This window comes from Antarctobacter sp., assembly GCF_965277915.1.
GTDB lineage: Bacteria > Pseudomonadota > Alphaproteobacteria > Rhodobacterales > Rhodobacteraceae > Antarctobacter.
On the sequence record NZ_OZ255849.1, the window covers coordinates 4,216,800 to 4,237,758 of the forward strand.

At 66.1% G+C, this 20,959-nt stretch carries 19 protein-coding genes; 10 read left to right on the forward strand and 9 right to left on the reverse strand.

Going from position 1 to position 20,959, the window contains the following annotated elements; translation table 11 throughout:
* The first annotated feature begins 356 nt into the window (after positions 1–356).
* Positions 357–1,160 carry a Hint domain-containing protein gene (locus tag ACQY5B_RS21570; protein ID WP_305968036.1) on the forward strand — a complete coding sequence of 268 codons (804 nt, stop codon included), beginning with the start codon at positions 357–359 and terminating at the stop codon, positions 1,158–1,160.
* Positions 1,161–1,210: 50 nt separating this feature from the next.
* Here ACQY5B_RS21570 and ACQY5B_RS21575 read toward each other — a convergent pair whose 3' ends face one another.
* A complete protein-coding gene (locus ACQY5B_RS21575; protein ID WP_305968035.1) occupies positions 1,211–1,711 on the reverse strand; it encodes an Lrp/AsnC family transcriptional regulator in 501 nt (166 codons plus the stop codon).
* A 180-nt stretch (positions 1,712–1,891) separates the two neighbouring features.
* Between ACQY5B_RS21575 and trxB the strand changes: the two genes are divergently transcribed.
* The 3 genes from trxB to ACQY5B_RS21590 all read left to right on the forward strand — a co-directional run bounded on the left by trxB (position 1,892) and on the right by ACQY5B_RS21590 (position 5,930).
* On the forward strand, positions 1,892–2,881 hold the full coding sequence (trxB, locus tag ACQY5B_RS21580; RefSeq protein ID WP_420327467.1) for a thioredoxin-disulfide reductase: 990 nt from the start codon (positions 1,892–1,894) through the stop codon (positions 2,879–2,881).
* A 122-nt stretch (positions 2,882–3,003) separates the two neighbouring features.
* A complete protein-coding gene (locus ACQY5B_RS21585) occupies positions 3,004–3,720 on the forward strand; it encodes an NYN domain-containing protein (RefSeq protein ID WP_420327465.1) in 717 nt (238 codons plus the stop codon).
* 128 nt (positions 3,721–3,848) lie between these two features.
* Positions 3,849–5,930 (forward strand): bifunctional sulfate adenylyltransferase/adenylylsulfate kinase, encoded by a 2,082-nt coding sequence (locus ACQY5B_RS21590; protein WP_305968032.1) that lies wholly within the window; start codon positions 3,849–3,851, stop codon positions 5,928–5,930.
* 89 nt (positions 5,931–6,019) lie between these two features.
* Here ACQY5B_RS21590 and ACQY5B_RS21595 read toward each other — a convergent pair whose 3' ends face one another.
* Positions 6,020–7,246 (reverse strand): hypothetical protein, encoded by a 1,227-nt coding sequence (locus tag ACQY5B_RS21595; RefSeq protein ID WP_420327463.1) that lies wholly within the window; start codon positions 7,244–7,246, stop codon positions 6,020–6,022.
* Between the two features lie 104 nt (positions 7,247–7,350).
* Positions 7,351–8,571: a peptidoglycan-binding domain-containing protein gene (locus ACQY5B_RS21600; protein ID WP_420327461.1), complete on the reverse strand. Its 1,221-nt coding sequence runs from the start codon at positions 8,569–8,571 to the stop codon at positions 7,351–7,353.
* 231 nt (positions 8,572–8,802) lie between these two features.
* Between ACQY5B_RS21600 and ACQY5B_RS21605 the strand changes: the two genes are divergently transcribed.
* Positions 8,803–10,020, forward strand: a complete 1,218-nt coding sequence (locus ACQY5B_RS21605; RefSeq protein ID WP_420327459.1) for an autotransporter domain-containing protein — start codon at positions 8,803–8,805, stop codon at positions 10,018–10,020.
* A gap of 76 nt (positions 10,021–10,096) precedes the next feature.
* Positions 10,097–10,696, forward strand: coding sequence for a hypothetical protein (locus ACQY5B_RS21610; RefSeq protein ID WP_420327457.1), 600 nt, complete (start codon positions 10,097–10,099; stop codon positions 10,694–10,696).
* A 109-nt stretch (positions 10,697–10,805) separates the two neighbouring features.
* On the opposite strand, the gene ACQY5B_RS21615 is transcribed toward ACQY5B_RS21610, so the two are convergent.
* Both ACQY5B_RS21615 and ACQY5B_RS21620 read right to left on the reverse strand, forming a co-directional pair.
* Entirely contained in the window at positions 10,806–11,033 is a 228-nt protein-coding gene (locus ACQY5B_RS21615) for a DUF1150 family protein (protein WP_043140876.1), read from the reverse strand.
* Between the two features lie 5 nt (positions 11,034–11,038).
* Complete coding sequence (locus ACQY5B_RS21620) at positions 11,039–11,449, reverse strand: Hsp20 family protein (RefSeq protein ID WP_043140874.1); 411 nt, start codon at positions 11,447–11,449, stop codon at positions 11,039–11,041.
* A gap of 159 nt (positions 11,450–11,608) precedes the next feature.
* On the opposite strand from ACQY5B_RS21620, the gene ACQY5B_RS21625 reads away from it, so the two are divergent.
* From ACQY5B_RS21625 to ACQY5B_RS21635, 3 genes are all read left to right on the forward strand, one after another.
* Complete coding sequence (locus ACQY5B_RS21625) at positions 11,609–11,833, forward strand: YdcH family protein (protein ID WP_043140872.1); 225 nt, start codon at positions 11,609–11,611, stop codon at positions 11,831–11,833.
* A 65-nt stretch (positions 11,834–11,898) separates the two neighbouring features.
* Positions 11,899–12,387 (forward strand): 5-(carboxyamino)imidazole ribonucleotide mutase, encoded by a 489-nt coding sequence (gene purE, locus ACQY5B_RS21630; RefSeq protein ID WP_305968027.1) that lies wholly within the window; start codon positions 11,899–11,901, stop codon positions 12,385–12,387.
* Between the two features lie 64 nt (positions 12,388–12,451).
* On the forward strand, positions 12,452–13,525 hold the full coding sequence (locus tag ACQY5B_RS21635) for a 5-(carboxyamino)imidazole ribonucleotide synthase (RefSeq protein ID WP_420327454.1): 1,074 nt from the start codon (positions 12,452–12,454) through the stop codon (positions 13,523–13,525).
* Positions 13,526–13,638: 113 nt separating this feature from the next.
* On the opposite strand, the gene ACQY5B_RS21640 is transcribed toward ACQY5B_RS21635, so the two are convergent.
* Positions 13,639–14,784, reverse strand: a complete 1,146-nt coding sequence (locus tag ACQY5B_RS21640) for an alpha-D-ribose 1-methylphosphonate 5-triphosphate diphosphatase (protein ID WP_420327452.1) — start codon at positions 14,782–14,784, stop codon at positions 13,639–13,641.
* Positions 14,774–15,529, reverse strand: a complete 756-nt coding sequence (locus ACQY5B_RS21645) for an alpha/beta fold hydrolase (protein WP_305968024.1) — start codon at positions 15,527–15,529, stop codon at positions 14,774–14,776. The genes ACQY5B_RS21640 and ACQY5B_RS21645 overlap by 11 nt, the downstream gene beginning before the upstream one ends.
* Before the next feature lie 55 nt (positions 15,530–15,584).
* Here ACQY5B_RS21645 and ACQY5B_RS21650 point away from each other — a divergent pair, with 55 nt between their 5' ends.
* A complete protein-coding gene (locus tag ACQY5B_RS21650) occupies positions 15,585–16,025 on the forward strand; it encodes an NUDIX domain-containing protein (protein ID WP_420327450.1) in 441 nt (146 codons plus the stop codon).
* Positions 16,026–16,034: 9 nt separating this feature from the next.
* Here ACQY5B_RS21650 and ACQY5B_RS21655 read toward each other — a convergent pair whose 3' ends face one another.
* Together ACQY5B_RS21655 and smc are read right to left on the reverse strand one after the other, a co-directional pair.
* Positions 16,035–16,877 (reverse strand): DMT family transporter, encoded by an 843-nt coding sequence (locus tag ACQY5B_RS21655; protein ID WP_420327448.1) that lies wholly within the window; start codon positions 16,875–16,877, stop codon positions 16,035–16,037.
* A 109-nt stretch (positions 16,878–16,986) separates the two neighbouring features.
* The gene (gene smc, locus ACQY5B_RS21660; RefSeq protein WP_420327446.1) at positions 16,987–20,442 is read right to left on the reverse strand and encodes a chromosome segregation protein SMC; all 3,456 of its coding nucleotides are present in this window, start codon (positions 20,440–20,442) and stop codon (positions 16,987–16,989) included.
* Positions 20,443–20,959: the final 517 nt, after the last annotated feature.

The following is a 20,959-nucleotide window of genomic DNA, read 5'->3' on the forward strand; positions in this document are numbered from 1 at the left end:
CCGGCAGCGGCCTCCCCAGGTCGAAGCCATCGGCTTTCGCGGCAATCGCCTGACGGGTCCGTTCCCGGCGATTTCGCACCCGGCACCAGGTGCCCGCAGCGGCGCCTTCCCCACAGATCCGACCTGCTGCGATTCGCCTCGCGGCAGGTGGAATGTGGCGCCAATGTCCCCGACACTCTGACAATTTCACCGCCGACATCGCATTGTCGCGCGCCACCCGCCCATGAACGCGCCAATTTTGACAGACCGGCGACATTGCGGCCTTATCGTCATCAGTCAGTTCCGTACGATTAAGTTCCGTCTGTCGTTGTTGGTGGGGGCCAACACGGATGTGACCAACCGAAAAGGGTGTTCACATGACCCGCCTCCATCGCGGCCTTTCGGGCGTTGCCCCGGCAGCCGACCCGGCTCACTCGATTCCGGTGTCCCCGGAACGGGAGTTCTCTCCGGACGGGCGACCTCGCCGCGCAGCCTCTCTCATGCGCAAATACGAGGTCGCCGCCCTGCTTCCCGACCTTACCGTTTCATTCACGCAGCATGTCGCCCCCGCCTCCCCGCTTTTCGAGGAATGCGCATCCGCCTTTGCGCGCGGCACCCTGATCGAGACGGTGCGCGGCCCGGTCGCCATCGAGGACCTCGTGCCCGGCGACTACATCATGACTGCCAGCGGATCCGAACCTGTTACCTGGATCGGATCCACGACCTATGTCCCCGGCCACGAGGACGAGGCGACCACGCTGACACACATGACGCGGATCACCACCGACGCCTTCGGCATGGGGCATCCGCCGATGGACCTGCTGCTGGGCCCCGCCGCGCGCATGGTGATACGCCACCCCCGGCTGGAGGATCTGCTGGGCCAGAACAGCGTGCTTGCACCGGTCAAGGACTACGCGGATGGCGACCGTTTCCTCGAGGTGACGCCGATGGGTACGGTGCAGTTGTTCCACCTGATGGTGCAGCGCCACACGACCATCCGCATCGGCGGCGTCGAACTGGAAACCTATCACCCCGGAAATACGGCGGGCCAGTCACTGGGACAGAACATGCGGGCCCTTTACATGACCATGTTTCCCAACATCGCGGCGCTGGACGATTTCGGGCAGGTCAGCATGACGCGCACGACGCGCGACGTGGTCGAGAATCTCGTCGGTGTCTGACCGGGAGGCGGCACAACCGTCTGGCCTCTCGGAAAAGGGGCCGCATCCGCTCAGGCGGTGCGGCTCAACCGTTCTTCCAGAACTTCGAAGGGCACGCCGGGATCGTCCTTGGCGTTGCGGATCACCAGCGATGTCTTGACGCTGGCGACGTTCGGCGCGGTCAAAAGGTCGCCTGTCAGAAAGCTCTGGAAGGTCGACAGGTCGGGCGCGACGCATTTCAGGATGAAATCCACCTCGCCGTTCAGCATGTGACACTCGCGCACCAAGGGCCAGGCGCGGCAGCGTTCCTCGAAGGCGCTGAGATCGACCTCGGCCTGGCTTTGCAGGCCGACCATGACAAAGACCTGCACCTCGAAGCCCAGCGCGCGGCTGTCGACCTCGGCGTGGTAGCCGCGGATATAGCCCTGTTCTTCCAGAACCCGCACACGTCTCAGGCAGGGCGGCGCCGAAATACCAACCCTGCGGGCCAGCTCGACGTTCGTCATTCGGCCATCCGCTTGCAGTTCTGCCAGAATCTTGCGATCAATCGGATCAAGCCGGTGACCTGCCATAGTCTCCCCCGTGTAATTCGCGATTGTTATAGCAGCCAGCCCGCCCCGCGCAATAATATTTCAACAAAGCGCAAGATTCTTTTCCGACATGGCACAATCGCGCGGCACCCTGTCCCCCCTCTTTTTTCACCCCGACCTTGTCGCTATATGACCCCGCACGCGCCGCTAAGGAGAACATCCATGTCCGAGACACGCCACACCAAGGTCCTCATCATCGGCTCCGGCCCCGCAGGCTATACGGCGGGCGTCTATGCCAGCCGGGCAATGCTGGACCCGATCCTGGTGCAGGGGCTGGAACCCGGCGGCCAGCTGACCACCACCACCGAGGTCGAGAACTGGCCCGGCGACACCGAGGTACAGGGCCCCGACCTGATGGTCCGGATGGAGGCCCACGCCCGCGCGATGGGCACCGAGATCATCGGCGACATCATCAGCTCGCTCGAGCTCGACAAGCGGCCCTTCGTTGCGCATGGCGACAGCGGCACCACCTACACCGCCGACGCGGTCATCCTCGCCACGGGTGCCCGTGCAAAATGGCTGGGCCTGCCGTCAGAAGAGGCCTTCAAGGGCTTCGGCGTCTCGGCCTGCGCCACCTGTGACGGGTTCTTTTATCGCGGCAAGGAAATCGTGGTGATCGGCGGCGGCAACACCGCCGTGGAAGAGGCGCTGTTCCTGACCAACTTCGCCTCGAAGGTGACGCTGATCCACCGTCGCGACGAGCTGCGCGCCGAAAAGATCCTGCAGGATCGGCTGATGAAGAACCCCAAGATCGAACCGCTCTGGTTCCACCAGCTTGAGGAAGTCGTGGGCGACGACATGCCCAAGGGCGTGACAGGCGTGAAGGTCAAGCACGTCAAGACCGGCGAGGTCACCGAGATCCCCTGCGCCGGCGTCTTTGTCGCCATCGGCCACGCGCCCGCAAACGAACTGGTCAAGGACACGCTGGAAACCCACATGGGCGGCTATGTCGTGACCAAGCCCGACAGCACCGCCACCTCGATCCCCGGCGTCTTTGCCGCCGGCGACCTGACCGACCACAAGTACCGCCAGGCCGTGACAAGCGCCGGCATGGGCTGCATGGCCGCGCTCGAGGCCGAGCGCTGGCTGGCCGAACAGGACGCAGCGGGCGAGCCGGCTCCGGAGGCCGCCAACGAACCCGAAAGCGCCTGAGGCGACACCCCAGGACACGCCAAACGGCCCCGGTATCGCACCGGGGCCGAATTGTTTCCAGGGTCCGGGTTGCACTTTGTCCGAATCGGGGGTCTGCTCTCGGCATTGCCGTATTCAAACCAGTGCCCCGTTTCGTTATGCCAGATTGTTTTGCACCCAGTCCCGATACCTCCGTCGCCCTGCTGGTGGATGGCGACAACATCAGTGCCGCACATGCCGGGCAGTTGATCCACATCGCCTCTCGGAAGGGTCGTGTCACGGTCGCGCGCGTCTACGGCAACCTGACGGTGGCGACCGGCTGGCAAACGGCGCACGGGTATCGCCAATGCCACGCCGGTGTCGGCAAGAACGGCGCGGATCTCCTGCTGTGCATGGACGCGATGGAACTGGCTTTGGACGAGTGCAACCGCACCTTTTTCCTTGCCTCCTCGGACGGGGATTTCACGCACCTGGCATTGCGCCTGCGTGAATTAGGGCACGACGTCGAAGGCATCGGAGAGGCCAAGGCGCCCGCCACCTTTCGGGCGGCCTGCCTTGGGTTCACCCAGTTGCAGGTCACCACCCCGGCACAACAGGTCACCGCCCCTGCACAAGAAGTCTCGACCTTCGATCAGCAGATCCGCAGCATGATCGCCGCACACAGCCAGCATGGCCGCGGCATGCGGATCGCGGATCTTGGTGCAAAAATGCGGGTACGACATGGCGCACAGATCAGCGCACACCCCGACCGCACCTGGCGCGGCTACCTGGCCAAGCGCCCGCATCTCTTCCAGCTTGACCCCAAGGGACCAGAGGCAATGGTCCGCTTCCTGCCCGAAGGCTTTAACAGCCCGTCCTGAACGGCAACATCCCTGCGTTGCGGATGAGTCACGCTGGCGGAAATCCCCCATGTTCGCGAATTTTGGCTTTTCTGCGGGTGCAAACTGTGGGATGCGTTCAGCGATGAACACACTTTGAGTCGCCCGCCATGCCCGCCTCCAAGGCACAGCTCATATCGGATGAAGAAGGCCTGCTCTTCCGCCTCCTGCGCCAGCTTGACGTGGCGCCGGACGTGTCGTCGCAGCGTGCCATCGCCTCCGCGCTGGGTGTCTCTCTTGGACGGTTGAACGCGCTTCTGCGGTCGGCGGCCGAGGCCGGGTTCATCAAGATCAGCGAACGCGAGGGGCCGGACCGGCGCCAGAGGTTCGCCTACGCGCTGACCTCTCGCGGGGCCGCCGAGAAGAACCGGCTCACGGACCGGTTTCTTGCCCGGAAACTCGCGGAATACGACGCACTCCACGCCGAACTGACAGGCACCTCCAGCAACCTGGTTCCCATTAAGCACAGGACCGAATTGATGCAGAACAACCTTGCCCCCATCCCCGAGCTGTACGTTTCCTACGACAGCGCGCAGAAACTGAAGGTCGAAGCGGCCGACCTGGTCAGCCATGACCTGAGCCCGCGCCAGATCTGCGACCTGGAACTGCTGATGAACGGTGGCTTCAATCCGCTCAAGGGCTTCCTGGGCGAGGAAGACTACAACGGCGTCGTGGAGAACATGCGTCTTGCGGACGGCACCCTGTGGCCGATGCCGATCACGCTGGACGTCAAGAAGGACTTTGCCGACAGCATCGAAATCGGTCAGGACATTGCCCTGCGCGACCAGGAAGGCGTGATCCTGGGCACCATGACCGTCACCGACAAATGGGTGCCGAACAAGTCGAACGAGGCCGAAAAGGTCTTTGGCGCCGACGACCTGGCGCATCCGGCCGTCAACTACCTGCACAACACCGCGGGCGAGGTCTACCTGGGCGGTCCGGTGACCGGCATCCAGCAACCCGTGCACTATGACTTCCGCGCCCGCCGCGATACCCCGAACGAGCTGCGTGCCTACTTCCGCAAGCTGGGCTGGCGCCGCGTCGTGGCCTTCCAGACCCGCAACCCGCTGCACCGTGCGCACCAGGAACTGACCTTCCGCGCCGCCAAGGACGCGCAGGCCAACCTGCTGATCCACCCCGTCGTCGGCATGACGAAACCGGGCGACGTCGATCACTTCACCCGCGTGCGCTGCTACGAGGCGGTCCTGGACAAGTACCCGGCATCGACCACCACCATGTCGCTGCTGCCGCTGGCGATGCGCATGGGCGGCCCGCGCGAGGCGGTCTGGCACGGCCTGATCCGCAAGAACTTCGGCTGCACCCACATCATCGTCGGCCGCGACCACGCCGGCCCCGGCAAGAACTCTGCCGGCGAGGATTTCTATGGCCCCTACGACGCGCAGGACCTCTTCCGTGAGCACATGGAAGAAATGGGCATCGAGATGGTCGACTTCAAACACATGGTCTATGTGCAGGAACGTGCCCAATACGAGCCCGCCGACGAGATCGAGGACAAGGACAACGTCACCATCCTGAACATCTCGGGCACCGAACTGCGCCGCCGCCTGGCCGAGGGCCTGGAAATCCCGGAATGGTTCTCCTTCCCCGAGGTGGTGAAGGAACTGCGCCGCACCAAGCCGCCGCGCTCGCAGCAGGGCTTTACCGTGTTCTTCACCGGCCTGTCCGGCTCGGGCAAGTCGACGATCGCCAACGCGCTGATGGTCAAGCTGATGGAAATGGGCGGTCGCCCGGTGACGCTGCTGGACGGCGACGTGGTGCGCAAACACCTGTCGTCGGAACTGGGCTTCTCGAAAGAGCACCGCGACCTTAACATCAAGCGCATCGGCTATGTCGCGTCCGAAATCACCAAGAACGGCGGCATCGCGATCTGTGCGCCCATCGCACCCTATACCGCGACCCGCCGCGCCGTGCGCGAAATGATCGAACAGTACGGCGCCTTTACCGAGGTCCATGTCGCCACCTCTCTGGAGGAATGCGAACGCCGTGACCGCAAGGGTCTCTACAAGCTCGCCCGTGAAGGCAAGATCAAGGAATTCACCGGGATCTCCGACCCCTATGAAGTCCCCGAGAACGCCGAACTGGTGGTCGAGACCGAGAACGTCGACGTCGACAACTGCGCCCACCAGGTGATCCTCAAGCTGGAAAGCATGGGCCTGATCGCCGCGCAGTAAGACGCGCGCGCCCCGAAAGACGACAAAGCCCGGCGCCATCGCGCCGGGCTTTTTCATTGGCGGCAGAGCGCGCTGCGTTGCCCGGAACCTTAACCCCGAACGCTGCCCCGTCCTGCGTGCCCCGGCCGGCCGGCCCCCTTGATCGGACCGAACCTCATGTCCAATCCGTAGGGCTCCTGACCCCGGGCGAATTTCAACAGCTTGCCCTGGTCGTGACGCAACTCTTCGAAGAGTCCCTCGAAATCGGTCATCTTCATGTCATAGACCGTCTCGAAGGCGGGTTCCCAGTCGTCCATCTCTCCGGCCACGCGCCAGAATTCCACCATCCGGTCCTCGCCATAGCGCAGGGCCAGCACGGCCACCGCCAGGTTCGAGGCAGCATATTCGCCGTCCGAACGGACCGACTGCTTCTTGCGGATGTAGTCCAGCGGCACGGCCTCTTCCTCGTCCCGGGCCCGCAGCGCGGCCAGCATGGGCACGGACACCTCGCGGGTGGGGCCGCCGCGCGACTTGATCTGCGCCAGATAGGCGCTGCCTTCGACCATCCAGAGCGGCCCCATGCGGCGGCGCCCGGTCTCATCGTAGGCCACCTTGTCATACAGCATCTCGCGCTGAACATGGTGCATGTATTCGTGCAGCATCACGTACTGGTAGCGCCCGCGCCAGATATCGTAGCTGGTCACGCTGTCCAGGTGCTCGGGCGGCATGCACAGAGCGATCCGGTTGCGATAGGCGCTGCCCATCACCCGCTCGACCCCGATACAGAGATCGTCGGCGGTTTCCCGTGCCGCGCTGACGGACAGATCCGGAATGCCGGCGACCGGCTCCAGCAACAGCTTTTCCAGGTCGTCGCGCCCAAAGGCCACGATCAGCACCGGCTTGGACGCGGTCGTGATGCCGTATTCCTGCGCGAACATTTCGCGCGCGTCATCGTAGGACCGCTGGATATAGCCGCGAACCTCATCCGGGATATTCGGCGCGGTCAGGATCAGGGGCGGTTCCGACGAGGGCATCAGCGCCGCCGCCTGCGGGGCGTATCCGCCGATCTCGCGGCACCACCCCACCGCCGCCCGTTCCGAGAAATCCGGCAAGCCGGCAAAGATCGCCTGCACGTCCTCGCCGACCAGCCCGCGCATGAATTCCGCCAGCGCCTGCCGCGTCCCCGCGCCGCTGGTGCCATCGTTCTCGCCCGGGTCGATCCCCAGCGTCGCCAGCTGCCTTTGCACGCAGCTCACATGCCGGTCCGACGCCTCTGCCGCGCCGATACTGGCGGCAAGGCAAAACGTGAGTGAACACATCAGTTTCTTGATCATCATGATGCCGGTCCCTGGATGCTGTCTGGCACCAACTTAGGGAATTCCGTGTCCGGTCAACAAGTCAGGGGATTCCTACCTCCCACCCCCGCCCGGGCTGACAGGCATCACCGCCCCGGCTCTGCCTCGGTCAGCGGGCGATGCGCCAGGATGTGATCGCCATTCATGTCCCGGTCGGCGAGGAACTCACGCTGTGCCATCTCGTCGTCACGCAACGTCGGATAAAGCGTTTCAAAGCTCTCGACCGTCATGCCATAGACCTGCTCGAAGGCGGTGTACCAGTTGTCGGTCTCGCCGACCGCGCGCCAGAAACGGAACAGGGTTTCCTCGCCAAACCGCTCGACCAGCATGGCCACGGCATAGGCCGAAACGTCATAGGCCTCGACCGTGCGGACCTGCCGCGCCAGCCGGATCTGGCGCGGGGTCAGCTCCGACCCGGCGGCCTGCGCGCGCATCTGGTGCAGGGCAGGCGCGACGCGACCGAACTTTTCCTCCATGAAGACCAGCTCGATCACTTGCGCGGTGCCTTCGACCATCCAGGCCGGCCCCATGCGCGGGCGCACCGCGTCCGGGTTGCGCACCCAGCGGGCCACCTTGTCATAGCTGAACTCGCGCTGTGCGTGGTGAACCACCTCATGTGCCATCGTCACCGACAGGACCATGCGGTACAGCTCTGCCAGCCCCGGCTCCTTCAGGGCCAGCGTGGTGCCGCAAAAGGACAGCCCGTCGCGTGAGGCGCTGGCGCCCAGTCCGAACTCGGTGTTGCAGTCCCGCTTGCCGCGCGCCCGGATCGCCGCCCAGCTCTGCAGCTTCATCGTCCCGGCCTCGTCGATCAGGCGATGCCAGGCCTCGACCTCGGTCGCCACGATTATGCTGACCTGGCTGGCCAGTTTCACGCCATACCGCCGCTCCAGGAACTCCTCGGCCTCCTGATAGGCCGTCAGGACATGGTCGGCGATCTCAGGGTGCACCTCGGGACCGATCAGGATCCTGGGCGGATTGACCGAGGGCATGAGGTTCGCCGCCACGGGGTCGGCCAGCCCGATCTCGCGGCACCATCCCACGGAGGAACGGTTGTCAAAAGGCGGCAGGGTCTCAAAGACAGCACGCGCCCCGGCCTCGCGCGTATCCAGCCAGGCACGCAGGGCGCCGCGCGTGCGTGGGCCGCTTTGGCCGTCGATCGGTCCGGGATCGAACCCCAGCGCCTGCAACTGTCCCTGCACGCAGGTCACATGCGCATCGCCCGCCGCCTCTGCGCGCAACCCGGGCAAGGTCAGGCCCAGCGCCACAAGCGCTGCGAACCTCCATCTGGTCCCCGATCCGGGCATGGGCGACTCCGATCATCGTGACTGACGTTCGATCAGTGACGCCCGGCGACGGGCAAGCTGTCAAGACCGAGCCCCCCGCCCCCGCCGGTCCTGCCGGGGCAAGCGCCTGTTGCTGCGGGATTTCTGGCAGGTGACAAAAACCTGGGCCCCTGCGGCGCCAGCCGGTCAACGGCTGAAGCGCCCGGGCTTCCGTGATAAACTGTCAAGCATTGAACGTGCTACAGTGATGCCATGATTCCCTTGCGCCTCATTCCACTGGCCGCGCTCCTGATCGGATCCGGCCCCGCCTTGGCTGCTGCGCCGGACTGCGCGACGATTCAGGGCGTTGTGCATACCGCCCCGGCCTATGTCGCCGTGAATCTGCAACAGGGCCAGTCGCTGACCATCTCGACACCCGACGCCGGCACCCTGGCCGTGTCGATCGAATTCGGCGGACAGGGCGGCACGGATGACGGCATCTGCAACCCGGCCTTCAACAGCACCTCCTGCGACGGGTTCAGCCACACCGCTGCCCGGACGGGCGACTACGGGGTCGAGGCTTTTGCGCAGCCCGGCGATACCTTCACCCTGTCCTGCGGCGGTGGCGGTGGCGGCAGTGGCGCAGCGGGCCAGGGGCGCAAAGCCGCGCAGGGCACGGGCGCCTTCGCCTCGGCCAGCACATCGGTGGGCTTTGTCGGCAGCGCGATCAACAGCACCCTCTCGGGCGGCGGCCCGGCCTCTGTCACGCGCAACGGGCTGTTCCTGTCCACCTACGGCGACCAGGCGGGCATGACCGGCTGGGCGGCACTGCAAGGGCGCGTCTTTGACGGCGACATCGACGGCAGCGCGCGTGAATTGACCTTCGGTTTCGACTATGAGGTCGGCGGTGCGACGCGCCTCGGCTTCTTCCTGTCGGCGGGCCGGTCCGACCTCGACATCTACGGCATATCTGTCGACAGCGATGCACTCAGCATCGGCCCCTATTTCAAGTCCCGCATCGGCGAGCGATATAACGTCACCGGCTACGCGCTGTTCGCGCGGCCCGATTACGACGTCGGGGGCATCACCTACCGGGCAGAACGCCGCGCCGCGGGGTTGACCGCCAATGCGGATTACACCTGGGGCAGCGCCGACATCCGATCCTTCATCGGGGTGTCCGGTCTTGCCGAGGATCACCCCGCCGCCGGCGGGCTGACCGCCCGGACCGTGACCGGGCTGACCGGTTCGCTGGGCACGCGCGCCAGTTTCGACATCGGCACGGCGCTGACGCCCTATGTCAGCCTCGGGGCGGAATACAATCGGTTCGACGACGGGCTGGGCAGCGAAACCAGCCATACCGGCCCCCGTGTCGGCACGGGGTTTGCCTATGATGCGGGCAAAGGGCGGCTGACGCTCGACCTTGATGGCGGCCGCATCCTGGATGACACGCGCGACATGAAACTGCGGATGAACTACAATCTCAATTTCTGACCCCAGCCGCACGACCATCACCCTCACCTCGATCCCGCCGCGCTTTGCCGCCCTGGCCGAGGTCTTGGACAGCCTCTTGGCACAGGGCGCCGCGCGGGTCGTGCTGTGCCTGCCGCGCCGGTACTCCCGCTTTCCCGGCCCGGTCACCCCGCCCCCCTTGCCCAGGGGCGTCACCCTGCTCTGGTCCGACACGGACCATGGCCCGGCGACCAAGCTGCTGCCCGCGCTGCGCGCCTTTCCGCAGGACGCGCTAGCCTATTGCGATGACGATTGCCACTATCAGCCCGGCTGGCTCGCGGCACTCTGCGCCACCTCCGGAAAAGGTGAGGCGGTGGCCGCATCGGGCTGGTCCGTCGACCGGTTGAAACGCCAGGGCGCCGCCCCGCCGCACAGCGATATCGCACAGGGGTTTTCCGGCGTGCTGATCCGGCCCGGCATGATCGACCTGCGCGCCCATGACATCCCGGCAGAGGCCCGCCCGGTCGACGACATCTGGCTGTCGGGCATGCGCGCGCTGACCGGCACGCCCTTGCGCCTTGCGCCACGCGCCCGCGCCCGCGTCACGCCCCTCGACCGACCGGCCTCGCTACAGGACAGCACGGATCGCGCAAGGGCCAATGCCGCCGCCGCGCAATGGCTTTGGGAAAGGTACGGCCTCTGGCCCCCGCGCCGCTGATCCCGCCCAGACGACCGCCCAGACGACCGCCCGGAAACGAAAAGCCCGGCGAAAACCGCCGGGCTTTGCGATACGTGTCAGGGGCAAGTCGCCCCCGCCCGATAATGGATCAGTGCACCGTCACCGGCGCAAGGTCGTTCTGCCGCGCCAGCACGAAGGCCAGCGAACGGTCCTTGACCAGCGCCAGGCGTTCTCCATCGGCGCGGTGCACGGCATAAAGCGTGTCACGGCCGGCCGCCTGCTTGCGCACATCATCGGGCAGGTCCGCGGTCTTCACCGGGCGCACATAAACCGTCCGCCCTTCGACCAGTTTGTCAAAATCGTACTTGGCATGCATGGTACTTACCCCTTCCTGATCTTGATCGTCTGCACGACGGTCTCTGGCCGGCTCATCGTCAGATCGACGTGCAACAGCCCGTTCTCGATCACAGCCTCGCCCACCTCGACACCATCCGCCAACACAAATGTGCGTTGGAACTGCCGCGCGGCAATGCCGCGATGAAGGAATATGCGATCCGACCCATCGTCACGCTGCCGACCCCGGATGACCAACTGGCGGTCCTCGACGGTGATCGACAGGTCATCTTCGCGGAACCCGGCCACCGCCAGGGTGATGCGATAGGAATGATCCGAAGTCTGCTCGATGTTGAAGGGCGGATAGCCCTCGGATGTCTTGGCGGTGCGCTCCAGCAGGCGCTCCAGCTGCTCGAACCCGAGCATATGGGGATAAGATCCCAAGGTCAGTTTGGTCATCGACACGTCCTTTGCACAAGCGACCGTCACGCCGCGGCCCCCGAAGGCGACCGCCGCACCGGAAATATGGGCACAGGGGACAATCCGCGCAAGGGGCTATGCGCAATGCCATAGAATCGCTATGTTTGTGGTCCGGGTATCACTCAAGGGATTAGGCTCATGAACGCGCCCACGGATATCGCCATGAAGAGCGAGGACGTTCTGCGTGTGGAGTTGGAAGTGTTCCGCCGCGAACACCGCGACCTCGACGAGGCAATTCATGCGCTGCAGGAGACCGGCACCGCCGATCGCCTCACGCTGCAGCGCCTGAAAAAGAAGAAACTGCTGCTCAAAGACAAGATCGCGCTGATCGAGGACAGGCTCCTGCCCGACATCATCGCCTGAGCGCCGCCCCATTGCGCCCCTGTCCCCATCGCCTATAACAACACCCGCATAACGCGGAGGCAGGCATGGACAGTCCCAGGGTCGGCATCATCATGGGCAGCCAGTCGGACTGGCCCACAATGGTCGAGGCGGCGGATATTCTCGACGAGCTCGGGGTGGAATACGAGACGCGCATCGTCTCGGCCCACCGCACGCCGGACCGGCTGTGGGACTACGGCAAGACAGCCGTCAGCCGTGGTCTGCAGGTCATCATCGCGGGCGCTGGCGGGGCCGCCCACCTGCCCGGCATGATGGCCTCGAAGACCCGCGTGCCGGTGATCGGCGTGCCGGTGCAGACCCGCGCGCTCAACGGGGTCGACAGCCTCTATTCCATCCTGCAGATGCCGCGCGGTTTCCCGGTTGCCACGATGGCCATCGGCGCCGCCGGGGCGAAAAACGCGGGGCTCATGGCCGCCGGGATTCTCGCGCTGCAGGATGCCGATCTCGCCGCCCGGCTCGACCAGTGGCGGGCCGATCTCTCCGCCTCCATCGCCGACGAACCGGTGCGCGACTGACTTTGTACAAAACGTCGGAAACGCCGTACAAAACGTACAAAACGTACAAACTGCAGGTACCCACATGACCGCCCCACTCCCCACCGGCAGCACCATCGGAATCCTTGGCGGAGGCCAGCTGGGCCGGATGCTCTCGGTCGCGGCCAGCCGCCTCGGCTTCAAGACCGCGATTTTTGAACCGGGCGGCGATTGCCCCGCCTCGCATGTCGCCAACTTCCACCTGCAGGCCGGCTACGACGACATCAAGGCACTGGAAAACTTTGGAAATTCCGTCGACGTTCTGACCTACGAGTTCGAGAACATCCCGACCGAGGCGCTTGACGCGCTGGACCAGATCCGCCCGATCCACCCGGGACGCGAGGCCCTGCGCATCAGCCAGGACCGCCTGACCGAAAAGACCTTCCTGCGTGACCTCGGGTTGCAGACCGCCCCTTTCGCAACGGTGGACGACGCGGAATCCCTGACCCAAGCCATTGAAACCATTGGGACTCCGTCGATCCTGAAGACCCGCCGCTTCGGCTATGACGGCAAGGGGCAGGCCCGGCTGACCAGACCCGAAGACGCCGAACAGGCGCTGGCCGCACTGCAAGGCGCCCCCGCCGTGCTCGAAGGGTTCGTCGATTTCACCTGCGAAATCTCGGTCATCGCCGCGCGCGGCACCGACGGCCGCGTCGCCGCCTTCGACCCCGGCCGGAACGTCCACGAAGGCGGTATCCTGCGCACCACCACCGTACCGGCCAACCTGCCCAACCGCATCCTGACCGACGCCGTTCTGACAGCGGGCAAGATATTGAACGCGCTCGATTATATCGGCGTACTGGGGGTCGAGTTCTTCGTCACACCGGGCGGACTCATCGTGAATGAGATCGCCCCGCGCGTGCACAATTCCGGCCACTGGACCCAGAACGGCTGCATGACCGACCAGTTCGAACAGCACATCCGGGCCGTCGCGGGCTGGCCCCTGGGTGACGGCAGCCGCCACAGCGACATCCGCATGGAAAACCTCATCGGCGATGACATGGACCGCGTCCCCACGCTCGCCGCCGACCCGGCCTGCGCCCTGCATCTCTACGGCAAGGCCGAAACCAAGCCGGGCCGCAAGATGGGTCATGCGAACTTCCTTGCCTCCAAGGACTGACCGGCTGCTTCTTTGGGCCTAAAATACCTCCGGGAGGAGTTTGAGGAGGACAGCGCCCTCCTCAAGGCCTGCGTGGCCTGAACGCAAATCACCCTGTGTGCGCCAGCGCTCCGCTAACTCATAAAGCGCGCCGCCACCGGCCCGCTCATCCAGGCAAGATCGCCGCCGGCAAAGACCGCCACGATACGCCGCGCCTCGCGTTCCATCACCACCAGATCGGCGCGCAGACCGGTGTCCAGCCGCCCACGATCCGCCAGGCCCAGCACCCGCGCCGGCCCCTCTGAAACCAGCGCCCAGGCCGGGGCCTCGTCCAACAGACCCAGTTCCACACAGCGCCAGGCGGCCCGCGCGGGTGCAGGGTAGTGGTAGTCCGAGGCCAGCGCATCGCAAAGCCCCGCCCCGATCAGCTCCAGCGCCGAGACATTGCCCGCATGGCTCGCCCCACGCACCACGTTCGGCGCCCCAAGGACCACCGGCTCGCCCGCGTCCCGCGCCGCCTGGGCCGCCTCCAGCGTCTCGGGGAATTCGGACACCGTGACGCCCCGCGCGCGCCACGTAGCCCGGCCCGCCGCCGTCCGGTCGTCGTGGCTGCCCATCCGCACGCCCTGTGCGGCAAGCCGCGCGCAGAGCGCGTCCAGAATCCCCGGAACCTCGGCCCCGGCTTGGTGCAGGCGCGTCATCAATGCCAGGTGTGCCTCGGGGTTGCGGCCCGATTTCAGCGCCTGCCCGGTCAGGCGCGGCGGGCGCCGCCCCTCGGCCAGTCGCGCGTGCGGCAGGTGATCATTGAAGACGACATAGCCGATCCCCCAGCGCGCCAGCGCGGCCTCGGCCGCCTCGAAGCTCTCGGTGAAATGCGTCTCCAGACGCATCTGCAGCCGCAGGTCCACCGGGACGGTCGGCGCCACCGCACTTACGGCGGCAAAGACCTCTTCGGCGAACTCCGGCCCGCGCATCCCGCCTTCCCATGACCAGAATTGCGCGAGCACGGCGGTGGTGATCCCGCAGGCGCCCAACTCGGCGGCGCAGGCCACCATGCCCGCGTCGCGTTCCCGCAGCGCGCCTCGACGCGGTGCCATGTGCCGCTCGAACCCGTCGCCGTGCACATCGACGATTCCAGGCAGCAGGTCATAGCCGGACAGGTCCACGCTGCGCCCAACCGGCCCGTCGACGATCACCCCATCCGCAATCGACACCGGTCCGTGATCCCAGCCACCGGGCCGCAACACTCGCGCGCCCTGAAGGTCCAGCTCAATCGGCATCGCACTCTCCCAACAGGCAGTCCAGGTCCGCCTCGTCCAGCAACAAGCGCCAGTCCGCGCCGGGCTGAAAATGCCCCTCTTCCAGGAACCGCACCACCTGCACCATGACCTCGGGGGCCTGCATCATGAAGGTATGGGTGACCGGCAGAACGATGTGATCGGTCATGCCGGCGACGCGGGTCGACGCGATCGAAACCTTGCCGTCGTCCGCACCGGGGATCACCGAACTGGTCAGCGCGTTCAGCGTGTTCGACCCGGCAATCACTCCCAGCGGGAAATCCACCGGCGGCAAGCGCGCGGGCAGGTCCTGCGGCCCGGTGCCCAACTGCTGGCCCGCCGGTCCGTTCATCCACTCGAAGACCTCCCAGCTGCCGGCAATGTCCACGATCTCGCTGCCGCCGTTGGGAGGCCCCATCATCACGACCCGACCCAGCCGCGGCGGACGATGATCCCGCAGCCAGTGCCTGAGCAGGATGCCCCCCATCGAATGCGTGACGAAATGAACCGTTTGCGATCCGCAGCGCGCCACGGCCTCCGGCAGGGTCCGTTCGGCCAGATGCTCGACCCGGTAGCGGGTCGAATCGTATCCGGGAATGATGACCCGGTGCCCGCGCGATTCCAGAACCGCGCCCAAAAGCACCATCGAATACTCCGTCCGCGCCAGCCCGTGCAGCAGGATAACGCAATCCCCGGCCCGCGCAGGCAGCGGGGCAAGCAGGACAAGACACAGGAGAACCCATTTCATGCAGCTGGCATAGCGCCCCGCCACCGCATAGAAAAGCCATGAAAGGAGTGCATGAATGCCCGCCCCTCGCATCGCCTGCCGCGCCGTGATCCTGCAGGACAACCGCCTGCTGCTGGTCAACGCCTGGCCCGGCAACACCTCGGACCTGTGGTGCGCCCCCGGCGGCGGGGTCGAGCCGCACTCCAGCCTGCCGGACAACCTTGCCCGCGAGGTGCTGGAAGAGACCGGCCTGCGCGTAGATGTCGGCGCTCCCTGCCTCGTCAACGAATTCCACGACCCCGCACGCGGCTTTCACCAGGTCGAGATCTTCTTTCGTGCCCGCATCACCTCTGGCACGCTTTCAGAGGATTGGAAGGACCCGGAGGGCGTCGTGCACAAACGCCGCTTTTTTGCACGGGAGGAACTGGCACACCTGCGCCTGAAACCCTCCAGCCTGCCCGAAGTCGCCTGGGGCGAGGGCCCCGGTTATGACCCGCTGGAGCCGATCCTGCGCTGATCCGGGCGGTTATTTCTTCAAGACCGAGAGGGCCACGCCACCCAGAACAACCGCGGCCGCGATGACGAAATCCAGCGACAGCGCCTCGCCCAGAAAGACCATGCCACCCGCCATGGCGATGACCGGCACGCTCAGCTGAGCCACCGCTGCGACGCTGCCCTTGATCTGTGGCAGGACATGATACCACAGCGCATAGCCCAGCCCCGAGGTCACCGCGCCCGAAACCACCGCCAACAGAATGCCCGTCAACTCCGGTGACACTGCCTCTGGGCTGACAGGCAATCCCAGCCCCAACAAGAACCCCAATGGGGCCGCCAGCAGAAAATTCGCCCCGGTCGCCAGCAAGGGATCCTCGGCCCGCCGTCCGGCCAGCGAATAGATCCCCCAGCCCAGCCCAGCGAGGACCATCGCCGCGCCGTGCACCAGGCTGAGCGCGACACCCCCACCCGGCCAGAGCAGCCAGGCCAGGCCGCCAAAGGCCAACGCCGCCCCCGCCCAACGCAACGCCGGCGGGCGTTCTCCGCCGATCAGGCTGCCGCCGAACATCGTCACCTGGACGGTTCCGAAGAGGATCAGCGCCCCCAGCCCCGCATCCAGCGCCACATAGGCGACCGAGAACCCGTAGATATAGAGAACCAGCCCCAGAACCCCGGCGACCCTGCCGGCGCCGCCCAGCACAACCCGCCCGCGCAGCACCAACCCCAGCAGGACCAGCGTCACCGCGCCGGACCACAGCCGGATTGTGCCGAAACTCACCGCGTCGATCCCGCCCCCGGCCAGCGCGGCCCGATTCAGAACAGAGTTCGCGGCAAAAGCCGCCATGGTCAGGGCAATCAGGAGGAAGAGGCGCATGTGATACCGTCGCAAGGAACCGGGACAAAGGAGCAACCCGCCTTACATGGCGCAATCGGCGCGCGGCGGAAACCCTTTGACGGAAAGGTGAGGCGGTTGTGTGCCCGGTTCAGGCCACCAGGCTCTCGGCCCGCTTGAGGTCGACAGAGACAAGCTGGCTGACCCCTTGCTCCTGCATGGTCACGCCGAACAGCCGATCCATCCGCGCCATCGTCACCGCGTGGTGGGTGATGATCAGGAACCGCGTGTCCGTGCGGCGGCACATCTCGTCCAGCATGTCGCAGAAACGCGTCACGTTGGCGTCGTCCAATGGCGCGTCTACCTCGTCCAGCACGCAGATCGGCGAGGGGTTGGCCATGAAGACCGCAAAGATCAGCGCGAGGCAGGTCAGGGTCTGTTCTCCCCCGGACATCAGTGACAGGGTGGAGAGCTTCTTGCCTGGCGGCTGACACATGATTTCCAGCCCGGCTTCCAGAGGGTCGTCGCTTTCGACCATCATCAGGCTGGCCTCGCCGCCGCCAAAGAGATGGGTGAACAGCATCGAAAAGTTGCTGTTCACCTGTTCAAAGGCAGTCAGCAGGCGTTCGCGCCCTTCGCGGTTCAGGCTGGCAATGCCGGACCGCAGCGTCTTGACCGCCTCTTCGAGGTCGGATTTCTCGGCCACCAGCGTGTCGTGCTCTTCCTGAACTTCCCGCGCATCTTCCTCGGCGCGCAGGTTGACCGCGCCCAATGCGTCACGCTGGCGTTTCAGGCGCGAGACCTCGGCCTCGATCTTGTCCGAGGCGGGCATCTGGTCCGGGTCCACGTCCAACTGGGCCAGCAGCGCCTCCGGCGTCGTCTCCAACTCGTCGGCGATCCGCTCTGCCGCGACTTCGACGGTTTCGCGGGCGGCCTCGGCCCGTGCCTCTGCCCGCGCGCGGGCCTCTCGCGCCTCGCCGGCCACCCGCTCGGCGTCGCGTTCGGCAGTGATCGCCTCGCGCAGGGCGCTCTCGGCCTCCGACAGTGCATCGCTGGCCGCAGCCTTGCGGTCCTCTGCCGCCTCCATCGCACCGGTCAGCTCGTTGCGCTGCGCCTCCAGCTCGCCCGGGACCTCTTCCGCCTGCGCCAGTTCCGCTTCGCTCTCGGCCTTGCGCTCTGCCAGTTCGGTGGCGCGTTTCTCGGCGGTTTCCAAGCGGTGACGCCAGCCGGACAGGTCCTTTGTCACCTGCTGGGCGCGCCCCTTGCGGGCCTCGCCATCCCGGCGCAATTCGTCATGGGCAGAACGGCGGGCCATCATGGTCATCCGCGCCGCCTCGACGGTCATCTTGATGTCTTCGGCCCGGGCGCGTGCCTCTTCGAGGTCGTCCAGGCCTGCAAGAGCCCGCTCGGCCTCCTTGAGCTGACCACGGGCCGCGCCGGCTTCGTCCTCGTAGCGCTTGACCGACAGGGTGGCGCTTTCGACCTTGCCTTCGGCCATGTCGCGTTCGGCCTCGGCGCGGCTTTGCGCCCGGGTGGCCTCTGTCACGGCCTGATCCGCCGCGCGCCGCGCCGCGCGCGCCGCCTTGTCCGCCTCTGTCAGCGCGCTCAACTGCGCCACCAGCGCCTCATGCGCCGCCTGAGTCCCTTCGAGCTGCGCCGAGGCGCGCGCCATTTCCTGTTTCAGCCCCTCCAGCCGGTTGAGCTGTTCCAGCCGCAGGGCCGCCGCCGAAGGCTGATCCTCGGCCCAGGCGCGATAGCCGTCCCAACGCCAGAGATCGCCCTCCAGCGTCACCAGCCGTTGACCGGGCTTCAGCAGCGCCTGCAGGCGCGGACCGTCCTCCGCATCCACCAGGCCGATCTGGCTCAGCCGGCGTTCCAGCACATCGGGCACAGAAACATGGCCCGCCAGTGGCGAGGCGCCCTCGGGCAGAGGTTGCGTCGTGTCATAGGCCGCCAGCACGACCCAGCCGGTCGGCCCGTCGCCCTCGACCTCGGGCGCACGCAGATCGTCCGACAGCGCCGCACCCAAGGCTTTTTCATACCCCTGTTCGACCTGCAGCCGATCCAGGATCTGCCCGCCCTCGGCGGTGTCTCGGTCCAGCAGGCGGGCCAGCGCCGTCACCTCGGCCCGCAGGGCGTTCATTTGCCCCTCGGCCTCGGAACGCTCTCCGCGCGCCTCCGCCTCGCGTGCCTGGGTATCGGCTCGGGCGGCCTCGGCCTCTGTCAGGGTCACCTCGGCCTGTTCCGCCGCCTGCTGGGCCTCCGTCAGTCGGGCCTGTGCGGCCTCTGCCGCCTCGCGAGAGCGGGCCTGCGCCTCCTTGGCGGTATCGACCGTGGCGCGCGCCCGGGCGGCCTCGCTCTCGTTCCGCTCCACCGTCTTGCGGCAATCGGCAAGGTAGCGCTGCGCCGACTGGTGACGCGCGGACAGGCGGGCAACATCCTCTGTCTGCTGTTCCAGCTCCGCCTCGCGGGCCTGCAAAACGCCCGAGGCCTCGCGCGCGGCTTCATGGGCTTCGGCCAGCCTGTCTTCGTGCCCTTCCGAGGCCTTGGCAAGCTCGCGGGCCTCCCATTCCAACCGTTCGATTGTCTCGCCGGCGTCGCGGTTGAGCCCGGCTTCGCGGTCCATGTCGCGGACAAGCTGGGCGATCCGGTTCTTCAGGGTCTCGATCCGGGCCAATGCCTGCTTTTCCTGATCGGAAAGCGTATCGCGCTGAACGATCAACCGTTGCAACACGGCGGCGGCGATCGCTTCTTCTTCGCGGAGGGGCGGCAGGGTCTCTTCGCGTTCGGCACGGTTATTTTCGGCAGCACGCGCCGTGGTTTCCGCCTGCGCGGCCCGTGTCACCGTCTCGCGCAGCGCAGCCTCGGCCGCGGCTCGCGCATCGTCGGCCTCGCGCCAACGGCGATACAGCAACATGCCCTCGGCCTGTCGCAATTCGGTCCCGATGGCACGATAGCGAGCCGCCTGGCGGGCCTGCTTGGCCAGCGCGGACAATTGTCCTGCCAGTTGCTCGACCACGTCGTCGACCCGCAAGAGGTTGGCCTCGGTGTTCTTCAGCTTCAGCTCTGCCTCGTGCCGACGCTGGTACAGACCGCCGATGCCGGCAGCATCCTCCAGCACCTTGCGGCGATTCTTGGGCTTGGCGTTGATCAGTTCGCTGATCTGCCCCTGCCGGACCAGCGCAGGGGAATGCGCGCCCGTGGCCGCGTCGGCGAACAGCATCTGTACGTCGCGCGCCCGCGTATCCTTGGAGTTGACCTTGTAGGCGCTGCCGACGTCACGGGTGATGCGGCGCACGATCTCAAGGTGGTCGTGGTCGTTGAACCCCGCCGGGGCCAACCGGTCGGCGTTGTCGATATGCAGGCTGACCTCGGCAAAGTTGCGGGCCGGCCGCGAAGAGGCCCCGGCAAAGATCACATCTTCCATCCCGCCGCCACGCATCGCCTTGGCCCGGGTTTCGCCCATGACCCAGCGCAGCGCCTCCAGCAGGTTGGATTTGCCACAACCGTTCGGCCCGACCACGCCGGTCAGCCCGTCGTTGATAATCAGATCCGTCGGATCGACGAAACTTTTGAAGCCGGTGAGTCTGAGTCTGGAAAAGCGCAATGGGCCGGGTCCGATTCCGAATGTGACCCTCAACCTGCGCTTTCGAGGTGCGCCGAGTCAAGGAAGTGACGCCCCATATGGCAGCATCACGCCACTTCTCCACAAGATATTGCGGCCTAGCGCCGACCCACACCGCAATCCAAGACCAGGGCCCGCGGGGGTCCGCGCCGCGTGGGCTCATCAATGGCGCATTTGAGTGTTCGAGGCCGACGGGGCAATTTTGGGGCAGGTGTTCCGTCGCAGGACAAGCCGATCCACATCATGGCCGGGTCACCCTCGACCCATTTTGCACGACAGCCGGTTTCGATTTGTGCCGCGATACCGGCCTTGCGCGCGACGTCGGCGAACCGGGGCATCCATTCCGGAGACCTGCGCGTGGCCTCGACCAGGGGACCCCGGAATCGAAGGATGAATCGCGATCCCTCGACCTCGCGCGTGTGTTTCTCTGCGCCATAAAAACCCGGCCCCGCCGATGCGCATCCGACGAGGCCGAGCAGAAGGAGAACACAGGGAAAAC

Excerpts from the sequence above, each read along its gene's own strand:
- ACQY5B_RS21640 (WP_420327452.1), bottom strand. The coding sequence starts at position 14,784 with ATGCCGATTGAGCTGGACCTTCAGGGCGCGCGAGTGTTGCGGCCCGGT.
- ACQY5B_RS21605 (WP_420327459.1), top strand. The coding sequence starts at position 8,803 with ATGATTCCCTTGCGCCTCATTCCACTGGCCGCGCTCCTGATCGGATCC.
- ACQY5B_RS21590 (WP_305968032.1), top strand. The coding sequence starts at position 3,849 with ATGCCCGCCTCCAAGGCACAGCTCATATCGGATGAAGAAGGCCTGCTC.
- trxB (WP_420327467.1), top strand. The coding sequence starts at position 1,892 with ATGTCCGAGACACGCCACACCAAGGTCCTCATCATCGGCTCCGGCCCC.
- ACQY5B_RS21595 (WP_420327463.1), bottom strand. The coding sequence starts at position 7,246 with ATGATGATCAAGAAACTGATGTGTTCACTCACGTTTTGCCTTGCCGCC.
- ACQY5B_RS21655 (WP_420327448.1), bottom strand. The coding sequence starts at position 16,877 with ATGCGCCTCTTCCTCCTGATTGCCCTGACCATGGCGGCTTTTGCCGCG.
- ACQY5B_RS21570 (WP_305968036.1), top strand. The coding sequence starts at position 357 with ATGACCCGCCTCCATCGCGGCCTTTCGGGCGTTGCCCCGGCAGCCGAC.
- ACQY5B_RS21625 (WP_043140872.1), top strand. The coding sequence starts at position 11,609 with ATGAACGCGCCCACGGATATCGCCATGAAGAGCGAGGACGTTCTGCGT.
- purE (WP_305968027.1), top strand. The coding sequence starts at position 11,899 with ATGGACAGTCCCAGGGTCGGCATCATCATGGGCAGCCAGTCGGACTGG.
- ACQY5B_RS21635 (WP_420327454.1), top strand. The coding sequence starts at position 12,452 with ATGACCGCCCCACTCCCCACCGGCAGCACCATCGGAATCCTTGGCGGA.
- ACQY5B_RS21575 (WP_305968035.1), bottom strand. The coding sequence starts at position 1,711 with ATGGCAGGTCACCGGCTTGATCCGATTGATCGCAAGATTCTGGCAGAA.
- ACQY5B_RS21645 (WP_305968024.1), bottom strand. The coding sequence starts at position 15,529 with ATGAAATGGGTTCTCCTGTGTCTTGTCCTGCTTGCCCCGCTGCCTGCG.
- ACQY5B_RS21620 (WP_043140874.1), bottom strand. The coding sequence starts at position 11,449 with ATGACCAAACTGACCTTGGGATCTTATCCCCATATGCTCGGGTTCGAG.
- ACQY5B_RS21615 (WP_043140876.1), bottom strand. The coding sequence starts at position 11,033 with ATGCATGCCAAGTACGATTTTGACAAACTGGTCGAAGGGCGGACGGTT.
- ACQY5B_RS21650 (WP_420327450.1), top strand. The coding sequence starts at position 15,585 with ATGCCCGCCCCTCGCATCGCCTGCCGCGCCGTGATCCTGCAGGACAAC.
- ACQY5B_RS21600 (WP_420327461.1), bottom strand. The coding sequence starts at position 8,571 with ATGCCCGGATCGGGGACCAGATGGAGGTTCGCAGCGCTTGTGGCGCTG.